The organism is Devosia sp. A16 (assembly GCF_001402915.1).
GTDB lineage: Bacteria > Pseudomonadota > Alphaproteobacteria > Rhizobiales > Devosiaceae > Devosia_A.
This window is the reverse complement of the sequence record NZ_CP012945.1, coordinates 590,921-611,189: the sequence shown is the minus strand read 5'-3', so window position 1 is coordinate 611,189 and position 20,269 is coordinate 590,921. Positions and strand designations below refer to the sequence as shown.

Here is a 20,269-nt window from a genome sequence, read left to right as displayed (position 1 = left end):
TTCATTTTCGCTCGGGCGCGGGCGCGTCCGGGCGACACTCACATCGTTGCATTTCAATGGAGGAAGCTTTGACGAAGTTCCGTCCTTTGCATGACCGAGTCGTGGTCAAGCGCATCGACGCGGAGCAGAAGACCGCCGGGGGCATCATCATCCCCGACACTGCCAGGGAGAAGCCGCAGGAAGGCGAAGTCGTCGCCGTCGGGCCTGGCGCCCGCAACGAGCGCGGCGAGCTGGTTGCCACCGAACTCAAGCCCGGCGACCGGGTGCTGTTCGGAAAGTGGAGCGGCACCGAGGTCAAGCTCGATGGCCAAGAGCTCCTGATCATGAAGGAAAGCGACATCATGGGCGTGATCGAGCCCGCCGCTGAAGTCAGGAAGGCCGCCTGAGGCCTTCATTCCACCCAGAGTCAAATCTCGTTACGTCTCAAGGAGTGACGACAAATGGCTGCTAAAGAAGTCAAGTTCTCCCTCGATGCCCGCGACCGGATGCTGAAGGGCGTCGATACCCTCGCCGACGCGGTGAAGGTGACCCTCGGCCCCAAGGGTCGCAATGTGGTGATCGAAAAGAGCTTCGGGGCCCCGCGCATCACCAAGGACGGCGTCACCGTCGCCAAGGAGATCGAACTCTCCGACAAGTTCGAAAACATGGGCGCGCAGATGCTGCGCGAAGTTGCCAGCAAGCAGAACGACCTCGCCGGCGACGGCACCACCACGGCGACGGTGCTGGCCCAGGCCATCGTCAAGGAAGGCGCCAAGGCGGTGGCGGCCGGCATGAACCCGATGGACCTCAAGCGTGGCATCGACCTCGCCGTCGGCACCGTCGTGGGCGAGCTCAAGAAGAATGCCCGCAAGATCACGTCGAACGACGAGATCGCCCAGGTCGGCACCATTTCGGCCAACGGCGAGACCGCGATCGGCAAGATGATCGCCGAGGCCATGCAGAAGGTCGGCAACGAGGGCGTCATCACGGTCGAGGAAGCCAAGACTGCCGAAACCGAACTCGATGTCGTGGAAGGCATGCAGTTCGACCGCGGCTATCTCAGCCCGTACTTCGTGACGAACCCCGACAAGATGCGGGTGGAGCTCGAAGATCCGTACATCCTGCTGCATGAGAAGAAGCTCTCGAACCTGCAGCCCATGCTTCCGGTCCTCGAAGCAATCGTGCAGACCGGCAAGCCGCTGCTCATCGTGGCCGAGGATGTGGAAGGCGAGGCCCTCGCAACGCTGGTCGTCAACAAGCTGCGCGGCGGCCTGAAGATTGCGGCCGTGAAGGCTCCGGGCTTCGGTGATCGCCGCAAGGCCATGCTCGAGGATATTGCCGTGCTCACCGGCGGTAACGTCATCTCCGAAGACCTCGGCATCAAGCTCGAGAACGTCACTCTCGAGATGCTCGGTACCGCCCGCAAGGTGACGATCGAGAAGGAGAACACCACCATCGTCGATGGTGCCGGCTCCAAGACCGACATCCAGGGCCGTGTCGCCCAGATCAAGGCGCAGATCGAGGAAACCACCTCCGATTATGACCGCGAGAAGCTGCAGGAGCGACTGGCCAAGCTCGCCGGCGGCGTGGCGGTGATCCGCGTCGGCGGGTCGACCGAGGTCGAAGTGAAGGAGAAGAAGGATCGGGTCGATGACGCCATGCATGCGACGCGAGCCGCAGTCGAGGAAGGCGTGCTGCCCGGCGGCGGTGTCGCGCTGCTTCGCGCGGCAAAGGCCCTCGAAGCCCTGAAGCCGGACAACGCCGACCAGCGTACCGGTGTGGAGATCGTGCGGCGCGCCATCCAGTGGCCCGCCAAGCAGATCGCGCTCAACGCCGGCGAAGACGGTTCGGTCATCGTGGGCAAGCTGCTGGAAAGCAGTGACTACTCTCACGGCTGGAACGCCCAGACTGGCGAGTATGGCGACCTCTACAAATGGGGTGTCATCGACCCCGCCAAGGTCGTGCGTGTCGCCGTCGAGGATGCTGCATCCGTAGCCGGCCTGCTGATCACCACTGAAGCGATGATCGCTGAAAAGCCCAAGAAGGAAGCTCCACTGCCGGCGTCCCCCGGCGGTATGGACTTCTGAGTTGGAAGGGCCGGTTTCGACCGGCCCTTTTCTTTACGTGTTCATGACCTTCGATGACCGCAGCGGGCGCACAGTGGCCACAGCTTGAGGCCTGGCTCTGGCCCGAGGCGGACCCCACCAAGAACTGCGCCGAGTTGGCGGTGAGGCCCATTCACGTCGGTCAGACACATTACTCGACGCTTCCGGAACCGGCCGGGTTGCCTGGGAGCGGGCATTTCGCTTTGCTTGTGCCAGCGGACCTCGTGGCGTATCGCGTTGCCGGCAAAAGGGCAGGCAGCGCCATCCAATCGAACCAGCAGGGGTCTTGTGGCCGTGTTCCCGCGATCGGCGGCGACGCACTTTCGCTGCGAACGGAACAGCGCCCCAGTTACTGGGTGGGCCGGCGCGGTTCAGCGACATCGCGTTTGGCGCCGTGGTCCGCATTTGGCGCGGCGCGGTCATGGGCGCTGGCGCCTGAGGCCGCTTGACAGTCCATTCGATCGGAGCGATGACGCAAATTGGAGCACGTTCTCCAATTACACCGAAGACTTCGGGTCCCTTGGTACGGACAGTGGTCGTCGTCAGAGATTGGCCTCGTTACACCGCACGCCTTCGACAAGCGCTGCTGATGGCCGAACGCATCTGCGACTGCTCAACTCTCACCAAGGTAATCAAATGTCGACGTCTGTCGCCAAACTCGAGTCTTATCGTTTTTTTGCCCGGTCTACCTCCACTGAGGTCGAGTGCAAGACACTTGCACCGGCGCATGTATCTGCGGATCAACCGCTTCCTCTCATTCTCCACTTGCACGGCGCGATGTCGTCCGCTGCGTCACTGGAAATGGCACGCGCGGCATACGAGGCCGCCTGGGTCGCAGGCGACCTGCCTCCCGCACTCGTCGCTTGTGCGTCAACGCCGACCCAAGGCGGCTTCTACATCGACTATCCCGGCGGGCCGCTTTGGGAAACTCTGGTGGCGCAAGAGTTGCCCGACTATCTGGCGAAGCACCATCAGCTCGCTTCCCGCCGGGCTGCGATAGGATTTTCAATGGGCGGCTACGGGGCGCTCAAGATGGCTTTGCGGCGTCCGGATGCCTACCAGGCTGTGGCGGCACTTTGCCCGACGGTGTTTCCAGCCGAGGACCTGGCGAGTGTGCCAGCACGGAACCGGCCAGCGGTTCTTAACGAACTCAACCAGGCCATGGGATCAGCTGGCTACGATGCATGCAGCGTCTACAGCGTCCTGCAGAGCAACCTGGGTGCGGTCCGCAGCGCGAACCTCGGTATGTTCATCGATTGCGGCGAGCTGGACGAGTATGGCCTCCTCGACGGCGCAAGGTACCTGGATCGTGTGCTGACGAAGCTCTCGGTGCCACACGAATTTCATCCGATCCCGGGCGCAGGCCACGCAGACGCCCATGCGATCGGACGGCAGGCATCTGCAATCAGGTTCATCGGCCACGCTCTGCAAGTGGCGGCCTGACCTCTGCGCAGGCGGCACCAGCGATTGTTCTCGCAACGGAAGCTTACAAGACCAACTCCCACGCCCAATATGGGGGCGTGAGAGTTCCAACATCGCCCCGAAATTCGCTGCGTCCGACGCGTGCCGTGACTTCTGCTTCTGGCGCAAAGCGGAGACTGCGAACCCATGCGTTACCCGGAGCCCAGGCTTGCTGCGCGAGAGAACTTTACGTGCGTCATACCCACTGATTCTGCCGGTGAATGTTGGTAGCGGAGATGTGACACCAGCGATCCCCCACGTCGCTGCTACCGCTCTCTTTTCATCGGAAACGCATCGCGCCGTAGGTTAGGAAGCTCACCTTGCCACTGGCCGATACCACCAGTAGCGTCCGCCCATGTGCCACGCTTACTCTGTCACCACCAACATCGAAGCCATTCGCCAGATGGTGCAGACCATTTTCCGCTTCGACGTGGCGGCCAACATCGGCAACCTGGCGCCGCAAACGGGCGTCTACCCGGACATGCTGGCGCCGATCATCCGGAACCGCCCGGGGCTCGAGCGAGAGCTGGTTAAGGTTCGATGGGGCATGCCTACCTCGTCGCAAGCCCTCTACCAGGCGGCGCAGGCTCGCGCCGACAAGATCGCCAAGAAGCAGGGCAGGGACCTAACCGCCGATGAGTTCGCCGAGCTGCTGCGGATGGAGCCCGACCGTGGCACGCACAACGTCCGGAACACTAAGAGCCAGCACTGGAAGCGATGGCTGGGGCCGGAGTTCCGATGCATCGTGCCGTTCACCAGCTTCGCCGAGGTGAGCAGCGAGATCGGACCGGACGGCAAGAAGCTGGGCAACACCTGGTTCGCCTTCAACGACAGCCGGCCGCTTGCGTTCTTCGCCGGTATCTTCGCACCGCAATGGACAAGCGTCCGGAAGACCTCGGAGGGGTTGATCACCACTGACCTCTTCGCCTTCCTCACGACCGACCCGAACAATGTCGTCGCCGTCGCCAATCCCGACGCCATGCCGGTGATCCTGCGAACGCCTGAAGAGACAGAGATCTGGATGACGGCCCCATGGGAGGAAGCGCAGAAGCTGCAGCGGCCGCTCCCCGATGGCGTGCTGCAGGTGGTCTCGGTCGGGAACAAGGAAGACCCGCCGGAGGAGAACTTTCCCGCCCCTCCGGCGCAGCAGGATTTGTTCTAGCCGAAGTCGTAGGGCCTCCGGGCCCGTCGCTGCTCTTTGGCCCTCTTGGCTTTCTCGATCGCGGCCTTGACCCGCTGATCCTCCCGCCAGGCGGCCGAGCCTTCGATGGCGCGGTCACGAGCTCGTATTTCGAGAGCATGCGCCGTCGCTTCTTCCACTGTTGTGGTCACGATGCTCATGCTGTGGGCACCGCCAGGGGCGCCATAGGTTTCTTTGGCCATGGCCTGAACTCCGATTGTCTGGAGTCCTGAACGCTATGCGCCGGTCTTTGACCCGTGCAAGCCACGAGGGGTTGTAGGCCCTTCCGACGCAACGCTACCATGCTTGCAGGAGGACCCGATGGAACCCCAGATCAAGCCGACCAAGCTCATCGTCGCCATGGCCTTCGTTCGCGACGAGGAGGGCGAGCTGCGCCCAGCGTTCGAGCCGCGCGAGATGCAGAGCGAGGAGCGCGCCGGCAGAGAAGCTCGGTTGTGGGCGAGTTCTGGACAGTACGTCGGTGCGATTGCCTGGTCGAGGTCAGCCGACTTAACTAACGGGGTGTTCGGCGACCCTGAGGTGATATTCCAGTGGGGCGCTATCCCCGACATGGAGTAGCAGGCCTATTCGGGCTTGCGCCGCTCCCTTAGCCGTGCCGCTACCGACGGCGGTAAGTCAGGCAGCTTTGCGATGATGTCCTCGATCAGCTCACTTTCAGTCATGGGATGCTCGCCGGTTATGAGGCTGCGGCTGCGTTCGATGGCTGGACCGACGGTCTCGCGGACGCTTGGCGCCGCCGGTTTGTGAGCCACGTTCGGCCGGCGCATCAATGCCACCGGTCCACATCGCGCGGGTTCCGCCGCTGCATCTCCTGCTCGTAGATTTCGAGCGCTAGCGGGCTCTCGATGATTTCGAGCAGCCGGGTGATGGTTTCCTCTCGGCTCATGCCGCTGTCCGATGACAGATAGTCGTAGAGGACGTCCGAGACCATCACGACGATGTCGTCGGCGCTCACGGGCTGGCGGCCGAGCTTGGCTTCAGCTTCAGAGAGACGATGTGTTGTGGGCATCTTCGGCCTCCTCAAGGTGGACCTCGGAGGCTGGCTTGTCTTCTCGGAGGCCCTTGAACGATGGATGGCGGATCAGGCCATCCGGGGTGATCTCGGTATATTCGACTTCGGCGAGCAGCCGCGGCTCGACCCAGCGCGCGACCCGCATCTCGGTCCGCGGCATACCCACCACGGGCGGCCGCTCGTCGGTGCGGATCAGTTGCAGCACTTCCCAGACATCTCGCCGCAGCTTGTCGGTGAAGCCCGTTCCAACGCCGCCACGGTAGACGAGCTTGCCGTCCTCATAGGTGGCGAGGAACAGGCCCCGGACGTTGTCGACGCCATACTCCGGCGGGCGCCAGCCGATGACGACGAACTCCTGGCGCTGCACGCACTTGATCTTCTGCCAGGCGGTCGACCGATCGCCGCCGTAGTAGCGAGCGTTGATCGCCTTCGCGATCACCCCCTCGTGCCCGCCCTCGCACATCGCGCGGAAGACGGCCTCGCCATCGCCGACGATGTGATCCGAATAGGCGATCGGGGCATCATCCGGGAGATCGGAGAGCAGCGCCTCGAGCCGCGCCTTGCGCTCGAGCTGCGGCAGCGGCGCCAGATCCTCGCCGTCCTGCTCCAGCAGATCGAAGGCGTAGAAGACGACGGGCTTATGCCCATCGAGGCTGTTTTTGAGGAGCGTGAAATTGGTCCGACCGTGCTCGTCGATGGCGCAGAGTTCGCCGTCGATCAGGGCGGTACCCTTGGTGAGCCTTGAGAGCGCCGGCGCCACGTAGCCGAACTGCCGCGTCCAGTCATGGCCCTTGCGGGTATAGAGCCGCACCTGGTCACCGGCGATGGCCGCCTGCATTCGGTAGCCGTCGAGCTTCATCTCGAACAGCCAGTTATCCCCGGTGGGGACGCGGCGTTCGAGCGTGGCCAGTTGAGGCGGCCGAAACTGGGGGAGGACGAGAGGGGTAGATTCCGAGTCCCTGCGGCTTGGCCGCTTCGTGCGGAGGGCGGCCTTTACGGCCGGCATGGGGAACTCGTGAACATCGGCGAATCAATGCCGCCAACGCGGTTCGGTTGCCAGCCCCTGCCGGCAATTTGAACCTATCCCTGCGGAAGGACGTTGGACCGGTCCCAAATGCAATGGAGAAGCACGATGGCTACCACCACGCGAGGCCGCGCTCAGGACCGGGCGAAAGTTGCCGGTGGGCAGGATCACGAAGTCCGCTACGAAGCCAAGAAGACCGGCGCCAGCAAGGAAGACGTGAAAGCAGCGGTGAAGTCGGCCGGCAACAGCCGCAAGAAGGTCGAGGAAAAACTGGGGAAGTAAGCCTTAGTGGGGACGTCGCCGTCCCCGAGGCCTTGCATTCGGACATGGAGTGATCGGCCATGGCCAACCTGCCCAAGCCCGGCATGCCGTTGGTCGAGTCGCCGGAACCCGGCGTGCAGCGCTGGACCTTCGCCAGCGACGACCCCGCCGAGCAGCGGAAGGAATACCGCTATTGGCTGGGCTGGTTCGGGCTCGAAGAGGATGTGGAGCCCTTCGAGCGGCACGGGCGCGTCTGGCTGGTAAGGGGCCCTACTGTCGAGTGAGCCGACGGCATCAGTTGAGACGCGATAGCTGACGTTCCTCCCAACGCAGCACCGTTTCCCATAGACCCTCGCGATCGTGGGATCTAAGCACGATGCGTAGAGTGGGCCACGGTCCCTCGGGACGATAATTGTCGCGGGCGATGGCGGCAAGTATCCGTCCTGCCTCCCGCCGCGCCAGCAGCGCGTCCCGCAGAACGCCTCCTTCGTGATCGACTAACAGCACGTCGTCCTCATAAAGGTCGAAGTAGAACCGCGGCATCGTTCGAGCGCCCTTATGTGGTTGCAAGGGGACAAGCTAGATATCCCGATAGCGTTCCGTTCCGACCACGAACGAAAGAGCCCCGATCCTTTCGGAGCCAGGGCCAGCGCGTTGCGGGGCTGAGCCACAAGGTCTCAGGTTTCGACATGAAGTGACAGGAAGCGCTAGGAATGCATGACCCGAGCGCGGGCTCTCTCAGCTAGGAGCGCTGCCGAACCCATTTCCTCTATGAGGCAAGGCTACCCGGAGGCTAGCTCCGTAGTTCATGCTGAAGGTCGTCCGAGAGTCTATCAAGCGAGCGATCCAGATCCGCGAGAGCGCCAACCATTGGATGATCTTTGATAGCTTGATGGAACTCCAGTCGTCGCTGTTGAACCGTGTCGAGAAGCTCTCCCAACTGCATCCGGGCCTGCAGGCGCTCCCCCTCTGAAAAACGTGATCCGCTCTTCTGCACTCGCAACCTCGCAAGTTGTTGCTGCCATTCTGCGAGGTTTCCCAGGTAGGGAGAGGCAAGGGCCTTGGCAGCCCGACGCGCGACAACTTCTGCAACCTGCGTTCGCTTCTGATGGGCCATGACAGTCTTCCGCGTTAGTTCCCTGCGGCTAGTAAACGCTTGCCGGGACCAATTGATCCCGAGGAGTGGTCAGCTCCAGCGCTGCGGTTCCAGTTGATCGGAGGATGGTCCGTCGATGTCAGCTGCATCACAGGTTCGCTGGGCTATCAGTCAGGCGACTCGTCTCGCGTCCACACCGCTTGACCTGTCGGCGGCGCCTCGCCCCAGTCGCCGCCTATTGCGGCCTCAGCGCCCCCTGGGGCTTCCGCGGCTACTGAAGGACGGACCTCAAACCGGAGTGAGGTAGGCGTCATTGAAGTGACCCATTAAGGCCAGGCTGTCGAAGTAGTAAATCCTCGGTTCGAAGTTGGAGTGGTCGACCAGCTGGCGTAACTCCTGCAGGGTTCGGTTCACATGCACACTGGACAGGCCCAGTACCGAGGCCATCGTGTCCTGAATTGATCTACCTCAAGGGCACCGGCCGTGATGTTCCTATCGTGCGGGCATGGACATTCGGATCGAAGTGCTGCGGTACAATGGACACTGGGTGGTTACCCAAAGCGGTCCAGAATTGCGCTTTTGTGACACCCAGGCGGCGGCGGTTGCCGAGGGGATCGAGGCTGCCAAGAAGTACCACACCATGAACGGCGGCCGCGCCACGGTATATATTTGGTCGGACGGCCACGAGGCTCTGGTTTTCGATTCTCTATCCTCACGCCAGTGAAGGCGAGCTTTCTATCGGCGTGAGAGAAGGCACGCGCCTACTTGATCAACCCGCGTCGCTGTAGCCAGCTCTTGCCGCGCCGCGTGATGTGGACCCGCTTCTTGTCGCCGCCCATCACAAGCCGCTCGTCCCAGAGGATCTGGAACTCCGGTCTATCCTCCATCGGACTGCCGACCTCCTTGCTCAAGCGGATCAGCTCGTCGATCGCGATCTGGGGAAGGTCGTAGTCCTGCATGCCGGTGGCGTAGCAGATTCCTGAAACGCAAAAAGCCCCGGTCCTCTTCGGAGCCGGGGCCAGTGCCTTGCGGAGCGTCTGGGCCGCAAGGTGTCAGATTTCGACAGAGAGTGACAGGAAGCGCCAGAATGTGATGGCTACCTGCCGCCCTGGGCCTCCAGCCGGGCAATCGCCTGCAGGATGGCGAGGTTCTGTTTCCGCAGCTCGTCCAGCGTGCCGTCGGTGCGCCGCTGGAAATCGTCCTGCTGCTGTTGCCCGAGGCTGATCCGGGTTTCGATGGTAGTGACCCGCGTCGCCACCGCGCCGCTGGCATCCTCTACGGCTGAAACCCGCCTGCCAAAAACCTCCATGGCGGCAGTCTGCGAGGCCAGGTAGTTGCTGAGGTGGGCCTGGATGTGGCTGACCAAGGTGCGTATCGTCACGGGCGAGTGCGGCGAGGCTCGACGCCAGGGCCACCAAGCGGAGCCTCGCACACTCGTTACTGGAGGCGGTCTCGCGTCCACTAGAGACCGCTGCCGAAGCCGCCTGAGGATCCAGCTCAGCCCCTTCTGCAGAGCCGATCCGACCGGGACAGTACTCCTATCTGCCGCGATTTGCTAGTATTTGGCACCGACCGTCGTTCTGACTACGGCAGCCGCTCCTGACGGCGCGTCCACAACGCCAGGAACGGGAGGGCGCTATGTTCAACGAACTCGGCGCCCACCTCGTCAGGCGACCAGCCCGCGCCGCTGCAGCCAGCTGTTGCCGCGCTGCGTGATGTGCACGCGCTTCTTGTCGCCGCCCATGATCAGCCGTTCGTCCCACAGCACCTGAAACTCGGGCCGATCCTCCATCGGCGAGCCGACCTCTTTGCTCAGCCGGATCAGTTCGTCGATGACGTGCTGGGGAAGGTCATAGTCCTGCATGCCGCTGGCGTAGCAGATTCCCGAAAAGCAAAAAGCCCCGGTCCTTTCGGACCCGGGGGCCGTACCTTGCAGAGCCTTTGGACCTTGAGGGCGCTCACAGCTAAACCGGGCACCGTTGTAAGAGATGTGGCTCAAACGCCACAGACGCTGCGCAGACTATCCCGTTGGCAATTCGTGATTTGTTGCATTCGGACGCGCTGGATAGAAGACCGTCATAGACCTTCAGGAGTTGAGGCAATGAACAAACTAGCAATTTTGGTGTCGGCGCTGACGATCTGCGTCGCTGCACCTGCGGTGGCGGCGGACTTCATGGAGCCGGTAGTCGTCACTGATTCGGCGTCTTATGATTGGAGTGGCTTCTATATCGGTCTCAACGCCGGCGTTGGCCTGCTTTCGCATACGACAACGGAATACGAAGGCAACATCTGGGACTACGGTGACTTTTCCGCGAGTGGCTTTGGCGCCTCCGTCGGCGCGACGATCGGCGCGAACGCTCAGTTCGGTGCTGGAGTTGTCGGCGTCGAGGCGGACATCAACTGGTCGGGTCTCAGCACATCTTCTAGTTGGGATGGTGGCGACATCGAAAACAACGTGGATTGGAATTGGTATGGCACCTTGCGCGCCCGCGCCGGCCTCGCCGTCGACCAGGCTCTGATCTACGCAACGGCGGGTGCCGCGTTCGTCGACACCAGCTACTATTATGGCTATGTGGATGACTTTGCATCGTTTGACGGCATTCAGGTTGGCCTGACCGCTGGCGTCGGTGCCGAATACGCTCTCTCGGACAATATGTCGGTAAAGGCGGAATACCTCTACATCGGGCTGCCGACTGAGACCGTGCTCGATGACTCTGATACGCCGATAGACTTTACCTCGAGCGCGCATGTGGTTCGTGCCGGTCTGAACTGGTCGTTCTGACGTCTGCCCATAGAGCTTCAACGATAGGGGGGGGCCGGTTCCGGCCCCCCCTTTGCTTTTGGTGGCGAGGCAGATCTGAGTCTTGCCTACCCTTGCTGAGCGTGCGCCAAGTGGCGCGCAGTCCACCGGGCCAACGTTCGACTTCCCGTTCGCCTACGAGGCTCCGCCAGCAGGACAGGATGATGTCGGCTTCTCCCATAGCGACGCAGCATACCGGCGATTCGAATCGCCTAAGGAACCGACAAATCCTACATACGTTCGGGAGTCGCATTTAAGGACACAGCTGTGACGTGGATAGCGCTCTTTGCCGGCTTTGGGTTCTTGGTTGGGGCCCTCTTTTGTTGCGCTGAAGCGTTAGTCGGCTGGCATTTGAAGGCCGGCCCCTACGTGGTTCTGGTGCCGGAACAGGATGGGGATAGCTTTTGGGTAAGGTTTGCTGTCGAGGTGCGCGACCCGAGCAACAAGGTTGAGCGACGCTGGCTCAAAGGCGCTGCAGCGCTGGCTGCGCTGGGGCTGCTCTTGGTGCTGGGTCCGCTCCTGGTCCAGTTGGATTGATCGCCCATGACCGATCCAAGCCCGGCATGCCGAAGGTGGAATCTCCGGAACCCGGCGTTCAGCGCTGGACTTTCGCCAGCGACGACCCGGCCGAGCAGCGGAAGGAATACCGCTATTGGCTGGGCTGGCTCGGGCTCGAGGAGGAAGACGAGCCCTTCGAGCGGCATGGACGGGTCTGGCTGGTCAAGGGACCGACTGTCGAGTGAGCCGACGGCTGCGCTAGTCTGGACGCGATAGCTGACGTTCCTCCCAACGCAGCACCGTTTCCCAAAGATGTTCCCCGTCTTGGGATCGGACCACGATCCGGAGAACGGGCGGCCGTAGCCCGTCCGGTAGAAAATTGTCGTGGGCTATGCCGGCTAAGACGCGTCCCGCCTCTCGCCGCGCCTCCAGCATCCCCTGCATAGCCGCCCCCTCGTGATCGACGTACAGCTCGTCGTTCTCAAAGGTCAAAGTAGAACCGCGGCATCACTCGAGCGCCCTTATGTGGTTGAAGTTGGGAGAAGCTAGGTATCCTGATAGCGTTCCGTTCCGACCACGAACGAAAGGGCCCGGTCCTCTTAGGAGCAGTACGCGCATTAGGTGACGAGACCGCGCCGCTTCAGCCTGCTAGTCGCCTGGTTGATATGTTCGCGCACCATGCCTTGGTAGCCGGCATCAGGAATTGCGGAAGCGCTGAAAGCAATAAGGCCCCGGTCCTTTCGGAGCCGGGGCCCGTGTTTGGCGCGAGACGACACTGCATACCGCAGAGCGGGTCTGGCTGGAGGGGGGCGCGACTAAAACTTGAAAGAGATACCGGCCTCGACGCTGATATTCTTGGGGCCAACTACTTCGATGTCGTGCGTATTCAGCGTCAGGGGATCGACGCCTGCAGCCGTCGTCGAGCCGTAGTCAGTGTAGTTGGCCTCCCCCCGGACAATAACCTGATCCGTTACGGCGTATGCAGCACCCAGCCCGATCGTATAGCCGATCAAGTTGATGTCAGAGTATTCGAAGTCGAATGGTCCCTCTTGGAACTCGCGGTGGGCCGTAATATCCGCCTGACCATAGGCGAGGCCAGCGGTGACATAGGGCATCAGCCGATCGAGCGCGAAGCCAACCTTGAGGCGAGTAGACCCTTCCCACAATGTGTCGAAAGTCGCTGACTCATCGTCGCTCGGGAAGTCCTCCCCTTCGCTTTCGTCGAAATACGTGAAGGCTCCCTCGCCGCTCCCGCCACCCAGATTAAGCTGCGATTCCGCGCCGACCACCAGTGACCCAAACTGATGGTTGTAGCCAATGTGAGCTCCGCCCTTGAAGCCCGCGATGTCGAGATCGGCGAAGTAGCGGTCCCCGGGAGCCTCGTAGCACTCCTCCGGGTTGTTGACGCAGAAATAATCCTCGGTCTCGACGTGACCCGTTACGTAGCCTGCCTGTAGGCCAACGTACAAACCGGTCCAATCGAACAGGTCATCGCTGACCTCAACTGCGGGGCCTTCCGCCACAAGCAGGTCCGCCGCGTACGTCGGACTCACTGCAGCAACCATCGCGAGGCAAATCAGTAATCGCTTCATATGTCGAAACCCCCTGTTACGTAATCTAACGGAACAGTAGACGCGTTCAATTTCGATTCCTGTCACTATTCTGCAACAAGAAGGGAAAAGCGACCGGTATAGGCAAAATGCACTATGGATTGCCCGGGATATACGCCTCATCGATAGACGATATACTTGCATCGATAGTGTGTACAAATGTCATCGTTTGTGATGATGCACTGCTACGGGAGTGAAATGGGGACAAAGAAGGGCGACCCAATAGCGAGCCGTTGGGAGGCGACCGCCAAGAACCTGCTGAAGGCCGAGCTAAAGAGAAGGGGACTTGGCTACTCGGATCTGGTGGAGAGGCTCGCCGAGATGCAAATTCGAGAAACCGAACGCAATCTCACCAATAAAATCAGTCGCGGTGGATTCAGCGCGGCGTTTTTTCTCCAGTGTCTAGCTGCTCTAGGTGCCAAGGATTTACACTTGGACTGACTTCGAGCGATTGGACCCGCAAGATGTCGGATCTCGACATGAAGGGCGTCAGGATGGGCGGGCCTCCATCAGCCGGTCTATCTGTGCCTCTACTCGCTGCTCGACGCGCCCTAGCTCGGTGATGATGTCCCGCTTCAGTTCGGAGACACCGGCTTGGGTGACATAGTCCCTCGCGACCTGGAACTGATAGTCGTGGAACTGCTCCTTATGGAGCGTGACCAGTGCTTGGAGGGCGCCGAACGAGGTGTTCCGCCCCTTCACGTCTTCGGCCGCCCTGCTGACCCTCCCCTCGAGACGGGCGAGCCAGACGATGAGCCCGATGATCGCCAGCCCGAGGGTGATGACTGTCGGCAGGTTGATGGTGGTCTCGACGGTCACGGGCGCCGTCCCAGTTTCTAGGCGAGCAGTTCAGCAAGGGTCCGGCTGCGCTTCTGGATGGCAGTGCGGGTGATATCCTCGACCGCCACCTTCTGCGGGATCTGCTGGCCGTCGATCATCACCTGGTTGCGACAGGTGCTGATGACGGACCCGACATCGCCGCCGATGGTGATGATGGTGCCGAGTGTTACAGTGACCCAGTTCCCCTGAAGAAGGGCGAGGATGGTCTGCTGCACCTCGGATGGCTGGTTGAGGAACCAGGACAGGGCACCAGAGACGATCGGCCCGAACTCGATGAAGCGGCGCAGCCACCACGCCCTGATCGGCGGATCAGTACCTGACGACGGTTCAGCAGGTCGAATTTTGGTAGCGGAGGAGGGATTTGAACCCCCGACACACGGATTATGATTCCGCTGCTCTAACCAACTGAGCTACTCCGCCCCGAAGCGCGGGCGGTTCGAACCGCCGGCGGGGCGCTATGCGCGGCGCCTTCTTAGGTTTGGCGGGGGTGGGTGTCAAGCGCTGCCGGCGTTGCGACGCGAACATTGGTGACGACCCCGTCGGGGCCGACATTGCCGCGCCAGACGATACGGTCGGCCGGGCGTTTTTCGCCGAAGCGCGGCGCGACCCAGCCGCCGGGGCCCGGGGTGTCGCCGCCGCGGGCGATGGCGATGGCGGGGGAGGGGAAGCGCAGCGTCAGCAGCGGCGCGCCGGCGCGGGCGACCATGACGGACTCGCCCTGGGCGCGCGCCTCGAGATCGGGGGCGAGCTGGAAGCTGAGCTCGGCCTCTTCGGTGCCGCCGAGCAGCCGGTCGATGATGTCGAAGCCGTCGGCGTCGAGCGCGATGCGACGCTCATGCGTCACCTCGAACAGTTTCCGGTAGCCGTCATGGCTGGCGTGCAGTGGACCGAGCCAGCGCGCCACTGCCTTGTCGGACCAGTTGAAGGCGCCGGCAATGCGGCTCTGGTTGTGGCCGTAAAGGCTCAGCGTGTTGTGGGCGGCGGTGCCGCGGAACCAGTCGCGCCATTTGCCGCCCGAGCCGTAGAGCCAGGTGCCGGGGTCGACCAGCACCGGTCGGCCATCGAGCGACAGCGTCACCGAAAGCGCATCGGCATGGCCATGCGCGGCGATCGACAGATAGCCGAGCGGGCCGTGGTCGAAAGTGAGCGTGGCGGCACGCCCGGCCAGCGGGCCGCGCCATACCGTGAGGCCACCGTCGGAAAAGGTGGTGAGGCCCTCGGGCGGCACCGCGGCGGCAGGCGGGCGGCCGAAGAGCGCGGCGCGCAGGTCGCCCGGCGTGGTGGCGATGCCGGGGCGGCCGACGAAGCCGGCAATGGCCGCGGCGACGGAGCGGGCATAGCCCGAGGCATCGTCGCCAAGCGCCAGCACCCGGCCCTCGTCGTCGTCGCCTAGCGCCGGGGTAGGGTCGCCGAGTGAATCAACAAAGTCGGCGAAGGCGCTGATCCGCTTGTCGAAAGTGTTGGGGAACGGTCGGCCGGCGCCGCGCGCCGCCAGGGCGCAGAGCAAGGCCAGCTCGACGGTGAAGGCGGCGTAGGTCGGGGTCTGCTCGGCGCCGCTGCCATCGGGGAGAATCTGCCGATCGATCTCGGCGATGAGCGCGGCGCGGACGGCCTGCGGCTCGACGCCGAGGGCGAGCCCGATCAGGTACTCGCCGGCGAGTTCGGCGACGAGGTGGTTGTTGGCCGAGGAAAAGCGCGAGGGAAAACGCGCCAGCCAGAACCGGCTGGCGGCGACGATCTCGCCGAGCTGCCGCCGCGCCGCCGGGCTCAGCCGGTCCCCGACGAGGCTCGCGGTGACGATCAGGCTGATGGCGCGCAGCGCCACCTCGATGCCCGAGGCCCAGCCGACGCCGCGAAACGGCGGATTGGCGGCATGCCAGCTGGCGATGGCGGCCTCGATGGCGGCCAGCGCCTCGGCATTCTCGGCCAGCAGCACTTCGGCCGCCAAGGCAACGAGGAACTGCAGCCGGTTGATCTCCCACACATATTTCACGTCGCCGCGGTGGCCGTCGTGGCGGAAGTCGATGTCGGGCGCATAGGCCTCGGGGCCCGGCCAGGCGCCCGAGGTCACCGGATCGAAGCGCCACAGCGTGAGGGGAAAGAGGTCGGCCGGATCGCGCTGCGGCCAGTGGCGGCCAAGGGCGCTGAAGCGGCCGGCGAGGGTCTCGGCAGCGGCAGCGGCGATGGCGGCGCGGGTTGCCGGATCCGCTTCCGTCAGCCGTTCGGCGAGGCCGGGGAGGGTAGGGAGCCTGTCGGCGGCGGGGTAGCGGGCCCAACCTTCGTGCCGGCCTTTCGAGGCGCGTTTGCGCGCCGCCTCGCCGAGGCGGTGCAGCACCTCGGCCGGCTCCATGCTGCGCAGTCGGTTGATATACCAGCCGAGCCTCATCGGCGCCCCCCGGGGTTTGACCTCCCATACACCATAGAGGGCGATTTCAGCGCCGGCGAAACCCGGCTTTCGCATGGGGCGGTTAACATCGGCGCGGAAGCGGGGAGAAGGCGATGAGGATGATCCTGAGAGCGATGCTGCTGACGCTGCTGCTGGCCGGCGCCGCGGCGGCCGCGCCGTTGCCGCTGGCAAGCGGGGTGAACCTCCACGAATGGCTCAACTGGTCGCCGCTCGCCGAAGACGGCAGCTATCGCTGGCCGCCCTATCGCTCGGTCGCGGAGTGGCAGGCAGGGGGGCGCCCGGCGAGCGACTGGCCGGCGACCGACCCTTTTGCCGATCTGCGCGCGCTGGGCTTCGACTATGTGCGGCTGACGGTGGATCCCGGCCCGCTGCTGGCGAGCGCGGGGGCGCGGCGCGCCGAGGCGCTGGCGGTGCTGGCCGAGGCCGTCGACCGCCTGCTCGCCGCCGACCTCAAGGTGGTGTTCAACCTCCACTCGGTGTCGCAGGTGCCGCAAAACGGCCCCGACGTGATCAACGCGCCGGCCGGCTCTCCGCAGGTCGCCGGCTACATCGCCATGGTGGCGGAGGTCGCTCAGATGCTGACGCCGCTCGGCACCGATCGGGTGGCGATCGAGCCCTATAACGAGCCCGCGCACTACCCCTGCGATGCCTCGGGCAGCGAGGACTGGCAGGAGATCATGGCTGCGACGGTCGCGGCGATCCGCGCCGTCAGCGCCGACATCACCATCGTCGCCACCGGCGCCTGCGGCGGCAGCGTCACCGGGCTCACCGACATCCGGCCCGACTTCGACGACCCCGATATCCTCTACAGCTTCCACATGTACGAACCGCATAGCTTCACGCACCAGCGGGCCGACAGCGAAGGCGATTTCGCCTCGGGCCTGCCCTGGCCGGCGAGCGCCGGCTCGGCCGAGCTGACGGTCGAAATGCTGAAGGCCCACATGCTGGCGGCCGGACTCAACGAGGCCGAACAGGCGCGGAACCTCGCGGCGGTTGGCCGAGCGATCGAGACGTATTTCGCCGAGGACTGGGGCGAGGCGCAGCTCACGGCGCGCATCGGCGAGGCGGTGGCCTGGGCCAGGGCCAACGGCATTCCGCCGACGCGGCTGTTCATGGGCGAGTTCGGCGCCATCCTGATGAGCGCCGATGGCCGGATGGGGGCCTTCAACGCCGACCGGCTGCGCTACCTGAGCGCCGCGCGGCAGGCGGCGGAGGCCAACGGCATCGCCTGGGCGATCTGGGAATATGCCAACCCCTACGGCATGAGCGTTCTCGCGCCCAGCGGCCCGGCGGTGCCGGATCGTGAGATGCTGCGGGCGCTGGGGTTGTAGGGCGTAGATTACAGCGGCGGCTGTGGCGAACCCTCCCCCGCCACGCGGGGGAGGAGCACGGAGAGGCTAGGGCCCGGTTCTCTCAGTACTTCGAGATATCCAGCCGCTGGTCGATGAAGGCGCGTTTGCCGGCGCGGCCGCCGGCGAGGCGGTCCACCTGCTCGATGGCGAATACGATCTTGCCGTGGGTGCGCTGGGTCAGGCCGCTGGCGACGCGCAGCGCGTCGGCCTCGCCGCCATCGGCGGTGGGAATGTAGCGGATGGTGCTGTAACCCGGCCGATCCTGGTAGAACTGGTATTCCTCGATGCCCTCGAAGTATCGCGGGTTTTCTGGGGTGAAATCGATGGTGACGACGCGGTTGCCGTCGGCCGAGACGAGGAAATCGGGCTTGCGGCGCGGGGTCAGCCGCTCCACCGTCAGGCGCTGGCCGTTAACGGCGTTCGGCAGCTCCACCAGGGTGGCGCGATCCTCGGTGTCGTAGCGCAGGAACGGCATGCTGCGGCCGGTGAAGCCGGTGCCGACCAGCCGGCCCTCGCGACCGGTCTCGGTGATCGGCCGGCCATCGTCATCCACCAGCTCGGCGCGGCCGTAGAGCGGGTCGAACTGATAGAAGCCGTCGCTGTTGATCTCGCGCGCGAACAGCACCTTTTCGCTGAGCCCGTAGAAATTGGCGATCGGCACGTCGCCGAACACCGCGGCGATGATGCGGCGCTGGTGCGCATAGAGCGGTTCGGAGATCGGCAGGATGCCCTTGAGCGGGCGCCTGGGCACGCGGCCGATACGGCACATGTGCCGGCACATCAGTTCGATCGCGGAGGGATAGCCGTAGAGATATTCAAGCTCATAGCGGTCGATCAGCTCGACATAGGTGCGCACGTCGTCATGCGTCATCGGGAACACCGACAAGCGCAACTCGCGCAGCGCCGGCTCCCATTGCGAGATGCTGGTGCCCTTGGGATGGAGCCCGAAGCCGCGCAGTACGACCTTGCCGGTCTTTTCGGTGAAGCCGATGCGGCTCCAGTTGTCGTAGACGAACGCCATCTCGCGGGCGCTGCGATCCTTGTCGAGGTAGAAGGTGAACGGCCGCTCGCCGTTCGAGCCGCTGGTGTCGCCGCGGTCGGCCTCGGCGCGCGGCACCGTCAGCGCCGCCTCGCCGGCCTGGCGCAGCTCTTCCTTGCGCAGGATCGGCAGGCGCTGGAGGTCGGCGAGCTCGAACGTCGTGGCGTCGAACCCGCTGCCGAGCGCACGCTCGATCAGCTCGCGATAGAACGGGCTCAGCGCATGGGCGCGCCCGACGATGGCGCGCAGCGCCGCGAGGTGCTCGGTAGCGGCATAGGCGGGGTCGGCGGCGGCGCGGGCGATGCGCTCGCGCCAGCGGCGATAGTTGCCGCCGAACTTCAGCCCGGTCGGCACCAGCGAGACCAGCGGGGCGAGCGAACGCCGCACCACTTCGGGGCTCCGCACATAGGCGCCGCGCGCCACATCCATCAGGCTCATCCCAGTTCCCCCTCGGCGCGGCGCGCCATCCCGCTGCGTTTCATCGCCAGCCCCCTCGCTCACCAGCTCATCCATTCGCCGGCGAGCTGGTACTCGACCGGCTTCATCGTCTGCTTGAACCGCGTATAGCCGTCGCCGGGCTTCAGCCCGCCGACATCGAAGCTCGAGACGCCGCGGCGATGCATCTCGCGCAGCACCTGCCACATCAGGAAATTGCCGGCATTGAGTTTGCGGCCGGCGGGGCCGAACCAGCCGACGTGATATTCGGCATGGGTGCCGAAGCGCACTACCGACATGCCGGCGACCGGCTCGTCGCGCTGCAGCAGCTGAAACACCGATACGGTCTGCGGTGCGGCATCGCGCAGGGCGCGCAGCAGGTCGGGGCCGGCGGCGGAAAAACCGCGCTCGGCCATGTTCTCGGCATGGCGGGCCAGCATCCACTCATAGGTTTCGGCGTCTTCGGCAATGCGCAAGCGGGCGCCGGCCTTCTCGGCATTGCGCACCCGGTTGCGGAAATTGGAGGCGAGCCCGGCCCACAGCGCATCCTCGCCGACGCTCAGATCGATGCGGCCCGACTGCCAGGAGCGGCGGTGGCGCAGCCGGTAACCGGCGCGGCGCAGCAGGGCATCGCTTTTAGGGCCGAAGGGCAGGGCAGGGGCGATCAGCAGCGGGGCGGTCCAGAGCCGGCCCCAACGCCGGCGGAGCGCCGCATAGACGCCAAGCCGATCGGCCTCGCTGGGCGCGGCGTCGAGAAACAGCGGACCGCGGTTGACGCGGTTGAGGAGGTGGAGGCCGAAGCGGCGGAGCTCGAGCACGGTGGCGATCGCCACCGGGCGGCCGGCCTCGACGAACAGGGCGCGCCGCACCGTCCAACCGCTGGCGGCCTTGCCTTCGCCATAGGCATAGGCCTGCGGCAGATGCGGAGTGGGGCAGGCGGTGACGAGCTCGTCCCAGCGCGCGCTGTCGGTCACCAGCTGGACGGCAATCGCCGCCCGCGCTTCGCCGGTCTTCACCGGAGAAACCCTGCTGACGGCGCCGGCGACGTCATAGCTCATTTGCCGCATTCCCAAGCGCCGGCGAAGCCCGCGGCGCGCGCCGGATGGTGGTAGTCCCGGGCATCGGAACTGGAAATCAAAAGGTTACCTT

At 64.3% G+C, this 20,269-nt stretch carries 28 protein-coding genes and 1 tRNA gene; 14 read left to right on the top strand and 15 right to left on the bottom strand.

The features are described from left to right. The first annotated feature begins 68 nt into the window (after positions 1 to 68). The 4 genes from groES (at position 69) to APS40_RS03035 (ending at position 4,707) form a co-directional block, all read left to right on the top strand. A complete protein-coding gene (gene groES / locus APS40_RS03050; RefSeq protein ID WP_236884186.1) occupies positions 69 to 386 on the top strand; it encodes a co-chaperone GroES in 318 nt (105 codons plus the stop codon). A 54-nt stretch (positions 387 to 440) separates the two neighbouring features. Further along, a complete protein-coding gene (gene groL, locus APS40_RS03045) occupies positions 441 to 2,066 on the top strand; it encodes a chaperonin GroEL (RefSeq protein WP_055045655.1) in 1,626 nt (541 codons plus the stop codon). Between the two features lie 654 nt (positions 2,067 to 2,720). Then, complete coding sequence (locus tag APS40_RS03040) at positions 2,721 to 3,527, top strand: alpha/beta hydrolase (protein ID WP_082434155.1); 807 nt, start codon at positions 2,721 to 2,723, stop codon at positions 3,525 to 3,527. A gap of 373 nt (positions 3,528 to 3,900) precedes the next feature. Further along, positions 3,901 to 4,707, top strand: a complete 807-nt coding sequence (locus APS40_RS03035) for an SOS response-associated peptidase family protein (RefSeq protein WP_055045653.1) — start codon at positions 3,901 to 3,903, stop codon at positions 4,705 to 4,707. Here the strand turns inward: APS40_RS03035 and APS40_RS03030 are convergent. After that, on the bottom strand, positions 4,704 to 4,928 hold the full coding sequence (locus APS40_RS03030) for a hypothetical protein (protein ID WP_055045652.1): 225 nt from the start codon (positions 4,926 to 4,928) through the stop codon (positions 4,704 to 4,706). The two genes, APS40_RS03035 and APS40_RS03030, sit on opposite strands and share 4 nt — an antisense overlap. Before the next feature lie 118 nt (positions 4,929 to 5,046). On the opposite strand from APS40_RS03030, the gene APS40_RS03025 reads away from it, so the two are divergent. Beyond that, positions 5,047 to 5,304 (top strand): hypothetical protein, encoded by a 258-nt coding sequence (locus tag APS40_RS03025; RefSeq protein ID WP_055045651.1) that lies wholly within the window; start codon positions 5,047 to 5,049, stop codon positions 5,302 to 5,304. 208 nt (positions 5,305 to 5,512) lie between these two features. Here APS40_RS03025 and APS40_RS03020 read toward each other — a convergent pair whose 3' ends face one another. Together APS40_RS03020 and ligD are read right to left on the bottom strand one after the other, a co-directional pair. Then, a complete protein-coding gene (locus tag APS40_RS03020; RefSeq protein ID WP_156342814.1) occupies positions 5,513 to 5,755 on the bottom strand; it encodes a hypothetical protein in 243 nt (80 codons plus the stop codon). Then, positions 5,730 to 6,764 carry a non-homologous end-joining DNA ligase gene (ligD, locus tag APS40_RS03015; protein ID WP_082434154.1) on the bottom strand — a complete coding sequence of 345 codons (1,035 nt, stop codon included), beginning with the start codon at positions 6,762 to 6,764 and terminating at the stop codon, positions 5,730 to 5,732. The genes APS40_RS03020 and ligD overlap by 26 nt, the downstream gene beginning before the upstream one ends. A gap of 126 nt (positions 6,765 to 6,890) precedes the next feature. Here ligD and APS40_RS24385 point away from each other — a divergent pair, with 126 nt between their 5' ends. Both APS40_RS24385 and APS40_RS03010 read left to right on the top strand, forming a co-directional pair. Then, complete coding sequence (locus APS40_RS24385) at positions 6,891 to 7,064, top strand: DUF3606 domain-containing protein (protein ID WP_082434153.1); 174 nt, start codon at positions 6,891 to 6,893, stop codon at positions 7,062 to 7,064. Positions 7,065 to 7,123: 59 nt separating this feature from the next. Next, a complete protein-coding gene (locus APS40_RS03010; protein WP_055045648.1) occupies positions 7,124 to 7,327 on the top strand; it encodes a hypothetical protein in 204 nt (67 codons plus the stop codon). A 10-nt stretch (positions 7,328 to 7,337) separates the two neighbouring features. Here the strand turns inward: APS40_RS03010 and APS40_RS03005 are convergent, their stop codons facing one another. After that, a complete protein-coding gene (locus APS40_RS03005; protein ID WP_055045647.1) occupies positions 7,338 to 7,586 on the bottom strand; it encodes a DUF6894 family protein in 249 nt (82 codons plus the stop codon). Positions 7,587 to 7,851: 265 nt separating this feature from the next. On the opposite strand from APS40_RS03005, the gene APS40_RS24760 reads away from it, so the two are divergent. Further along, positions 7,852 to 8,016: a hypothetical protein gene (locus tag APS40_RS24760; RefSeq protein ID WP_156342813.1), complete on the top strand. Its 165-nt coding sequence runs from the start codon at positions 7,852 to 7,854 to the stop codon at positions 8,014 to 8,016. A gap of 628 nt (positions 8,017 to 8,644) precedes the next feature. Next, positions 8,645 to 8,863: a hypothetical protein gene (locus APS40_RS03000; protein ID WP_055045646.1), complete on the top strand. Its 219-nt coding sequence runs from the start codon at positions 8,645 to 8,647 to the stop codon at positions 8,861 to 8,863. 37 nt (positions 8,864 to 8,900) lie between these two features. On the opposite strand, the gene APS40_RS02995 is transcribed toward APS40_RS03000, so the two are convergent. The 3 genes from APS40_RS02995 to APS40_RS02985 all read right to left on the bottom strand — a co-directional run bounded on the left by APS40_RS02995 (position 8,901) and on the right by APS40_RS02985 (position 10,003). Further along, the gene (locus tag APS40_RS02995) at positions 8,901 to 9,098 is read right to left on the bottom strand and encodes a hypothetical protein (protein WP_055045645.1); all 198 of its coding nucleotides are present in this window, start codon (positions 9,096 to 9,098) and stop codon (positions 8,901 to 8,903) included. Positions 9,099 to 9,235: 137 nt separating this feature from the next. After that, on the bottom strand, positions 9,236 to 9,520 hold the full coding sequence (locus tag APS40_RS02990; RefSeq protein WP_055045644.1) for a hypothetical protein: 285 nt from the start codon (positions 9,518 to 9,520) through the stop codon (positions 9,236 to 9,238). A 285-nt stretch (positions 9,521 to 9,805) separates the two neighbouring features. Further along, a complete protein-coding gene (locus tag APS40_RS02985; protein WP_055045643.1) occupies positions 9,806 to 10,003 on the bottom strand; it encodes a hypothetical protein in 198 nt (65 codons plus the stop codon). 237 nt (positions 10,004 to 10,240) lie between these two features. Between APS40_RS02985 and APS40_RS02980 the strand changes: the two genes are divergently transcribed. The 3 genes from APS40_RS02980 (at position 10,241) to APS40_RS02970 (ending at position 11,682) form a co-directional block, all read left to right on the top strand. Beyond that, positions 10,241 to 10,921 carry an outer membrane protein gene (locus APS40_RS02980; protein WP_055045642.1) on the top strand — a complete coding sequence of 227 codons (681 nt, stop codon included), beginning with the start codon at positions 10,241 to 10,243 and terminating at the stop codon, positions 10,919 to 10,921. A gap of 285 nt (positions 10,922 to 11,206) precedes the next feature. Next, on the top strand, positions 11,207 to 11,476 hold the full coding sequence (locus APS40_RS02975) for a hypothetical protein (RefSeq protein WP_055045641.1): 270 nt from the start codon (positions 11,207 to 11,209) through the stop codon (positions 11,474 to 11,476). 26 nt (positions 11,477 to 11,502) lie between these two features. Further along, entirely contained in the window at positions 11,503 to 11,682 is a 180-nt protein-coding gene (locus APS40_RS02970) for a hypothetical protein (protein WP_055045640.1), read from the top strand. Between the two features lie 13 nt (positions 11,683 to 11,695). Here the strand turns inward: APS40_RS02970 and APS40_RS25565 are convergent, their stop codons facing one another. Continuing rightward, on the bottom strand, positions 11,696 to 11,929 hold the full coding sequence (locus APS40_RS25565; RefSeq protein ID WP_055045639.1) for a DUF6894 family protein: 234 nt from the start codon (positions 11,927 to 11,929) through the stop codon (positions 11,696 to 11,698). 323 nt (positions 11,930 to 12,252) lie between these two features. Further along, on the bottom strand, positions 12,253 to 13,029 hold the full coding sequence (locus tag APS40_RS02960) for an outer membrane protein (protein WP_197279419.1): 777 nt from the start codon (positions 13,027 to 13,029) through the stop codon (positions 12,253 to 12,255). Positions 13,030 to 13,245: 216 nt separating this feature from the next. On the opposite strand from APS40_RS02960, the gene APS40_RS02955 reads away from it, so the two are divergent. Continuing rightward, positions 13,246 to 13,488: a DUF6471 domain-containing protein gene (locus APS40_RS02955; RefSeq protein WP_055049528.1), complete on the top strand. Its 243-nt coding sequence runs from the start codon at positions 13,246 to 13,248 to the stop codon at positions 13,486 to 13,488. Between the two features lie 48 nt (positions 13,489 to 13,536). On the opposite strand, the gene APS40_RS02950 is transcribed toward APS40_RS02955, so the two are convergent. From APS40_RS02950 to APS40_RS02935, 4 genes are all read right to left on the bottom strand, one after another. Continuing rightward, positions 13,537 to 13,866 (bottom strand): hypothetical protein, encoded by a 330-nt coding sequence (locus tag APS40_RS02950; protein WP_055045637.1) that lies wholly within the window; start codon positions 13,864 to 13,866, stop codon positions 13,537 to 13,539. A gap of 17 nt (positions 13,867 to 13,883) precedes the next feature. Beyond that, positions 13,884 to 14,102, bottom strand: a complete 219-nt coding sequence (locus tag APS40_RS02945; protein WP_055045636.1) for a hypothetical protein — start codon at positions 14,100 to 14,102, stop codon at positions 13,884 to 13,886. A gap of 128 nt (positions 14,103 to 14,230) precedes the next feature. Further along, positions 14,231 to 14,307, bottom strand: a tRNA-Met gene (locus tag APS40_RS02940). A 52-nt stretch (positions 14,308 to 14,359) separates the two neighbouring features. Then, positions 14,360 to 16,273, bottom strand: coding sequence for a heparinase II/III family protein (locus APS40_RS02935; RefSeq protein WP_055045635.1), 1,914 nt, complete (start codon positions 16,271 to 16,273; stop codon positions 14,360 to 14,362). A gap of 113 nt (positions 16,274 to 16,386) precedes the next feature. Between APS40_RS02935 and APS40_RS02930 the strand changes: the two genes are divergently transcribed. Beyond that, on the top strand, positions 16,387 to 17,625 hold the full coding sequence (locus tag APS40_RS02930; protein WP_055045634.1) for a glycoside hydrolase family 5 protein: 1,239 nt from the start codon (positions 16,387 to 16,389) through the stop codon (positions 17,623 to 17,625). Positions 17,626 to 17,707: 82 nt separating this feature from the next. Here APS40_RS02930 and APS40_RS02925 read toward each other — a convergent pair whose 3' ends face one another. Together APS40_RS02925 and APS40_RS02920 are read right to left on the bottom strand one after the other, a co-directional pair. After that, positions 17,708 to 19,123, bottom strand: a complete 1,416-nt coding sequence (locus tag APS40_RS02925) for a phenylacetate--CoA ligase family protein (RefSeq protein WP_055045633.1) — start codon at positions 19,121 to 19,123, stop codon at positions 17,708 to 17,710. 59 nt (positions 19,124 to 19,182) lie between these two features. Continuing rightward, positions 19,183 to 20,178 (bottom strand): lipid II:glycine glycyltransferase FemX, encoded by a 996-nt coding sequence (locus APS40_RS02920; protein WP_055045632.1) that lies wholly within the window; start codon positions 20,176 to 20,178, stop codon positions 19,183 to 19,185. Positions 20,179 to 20,269: the final 91 nt, after the last annotated feature.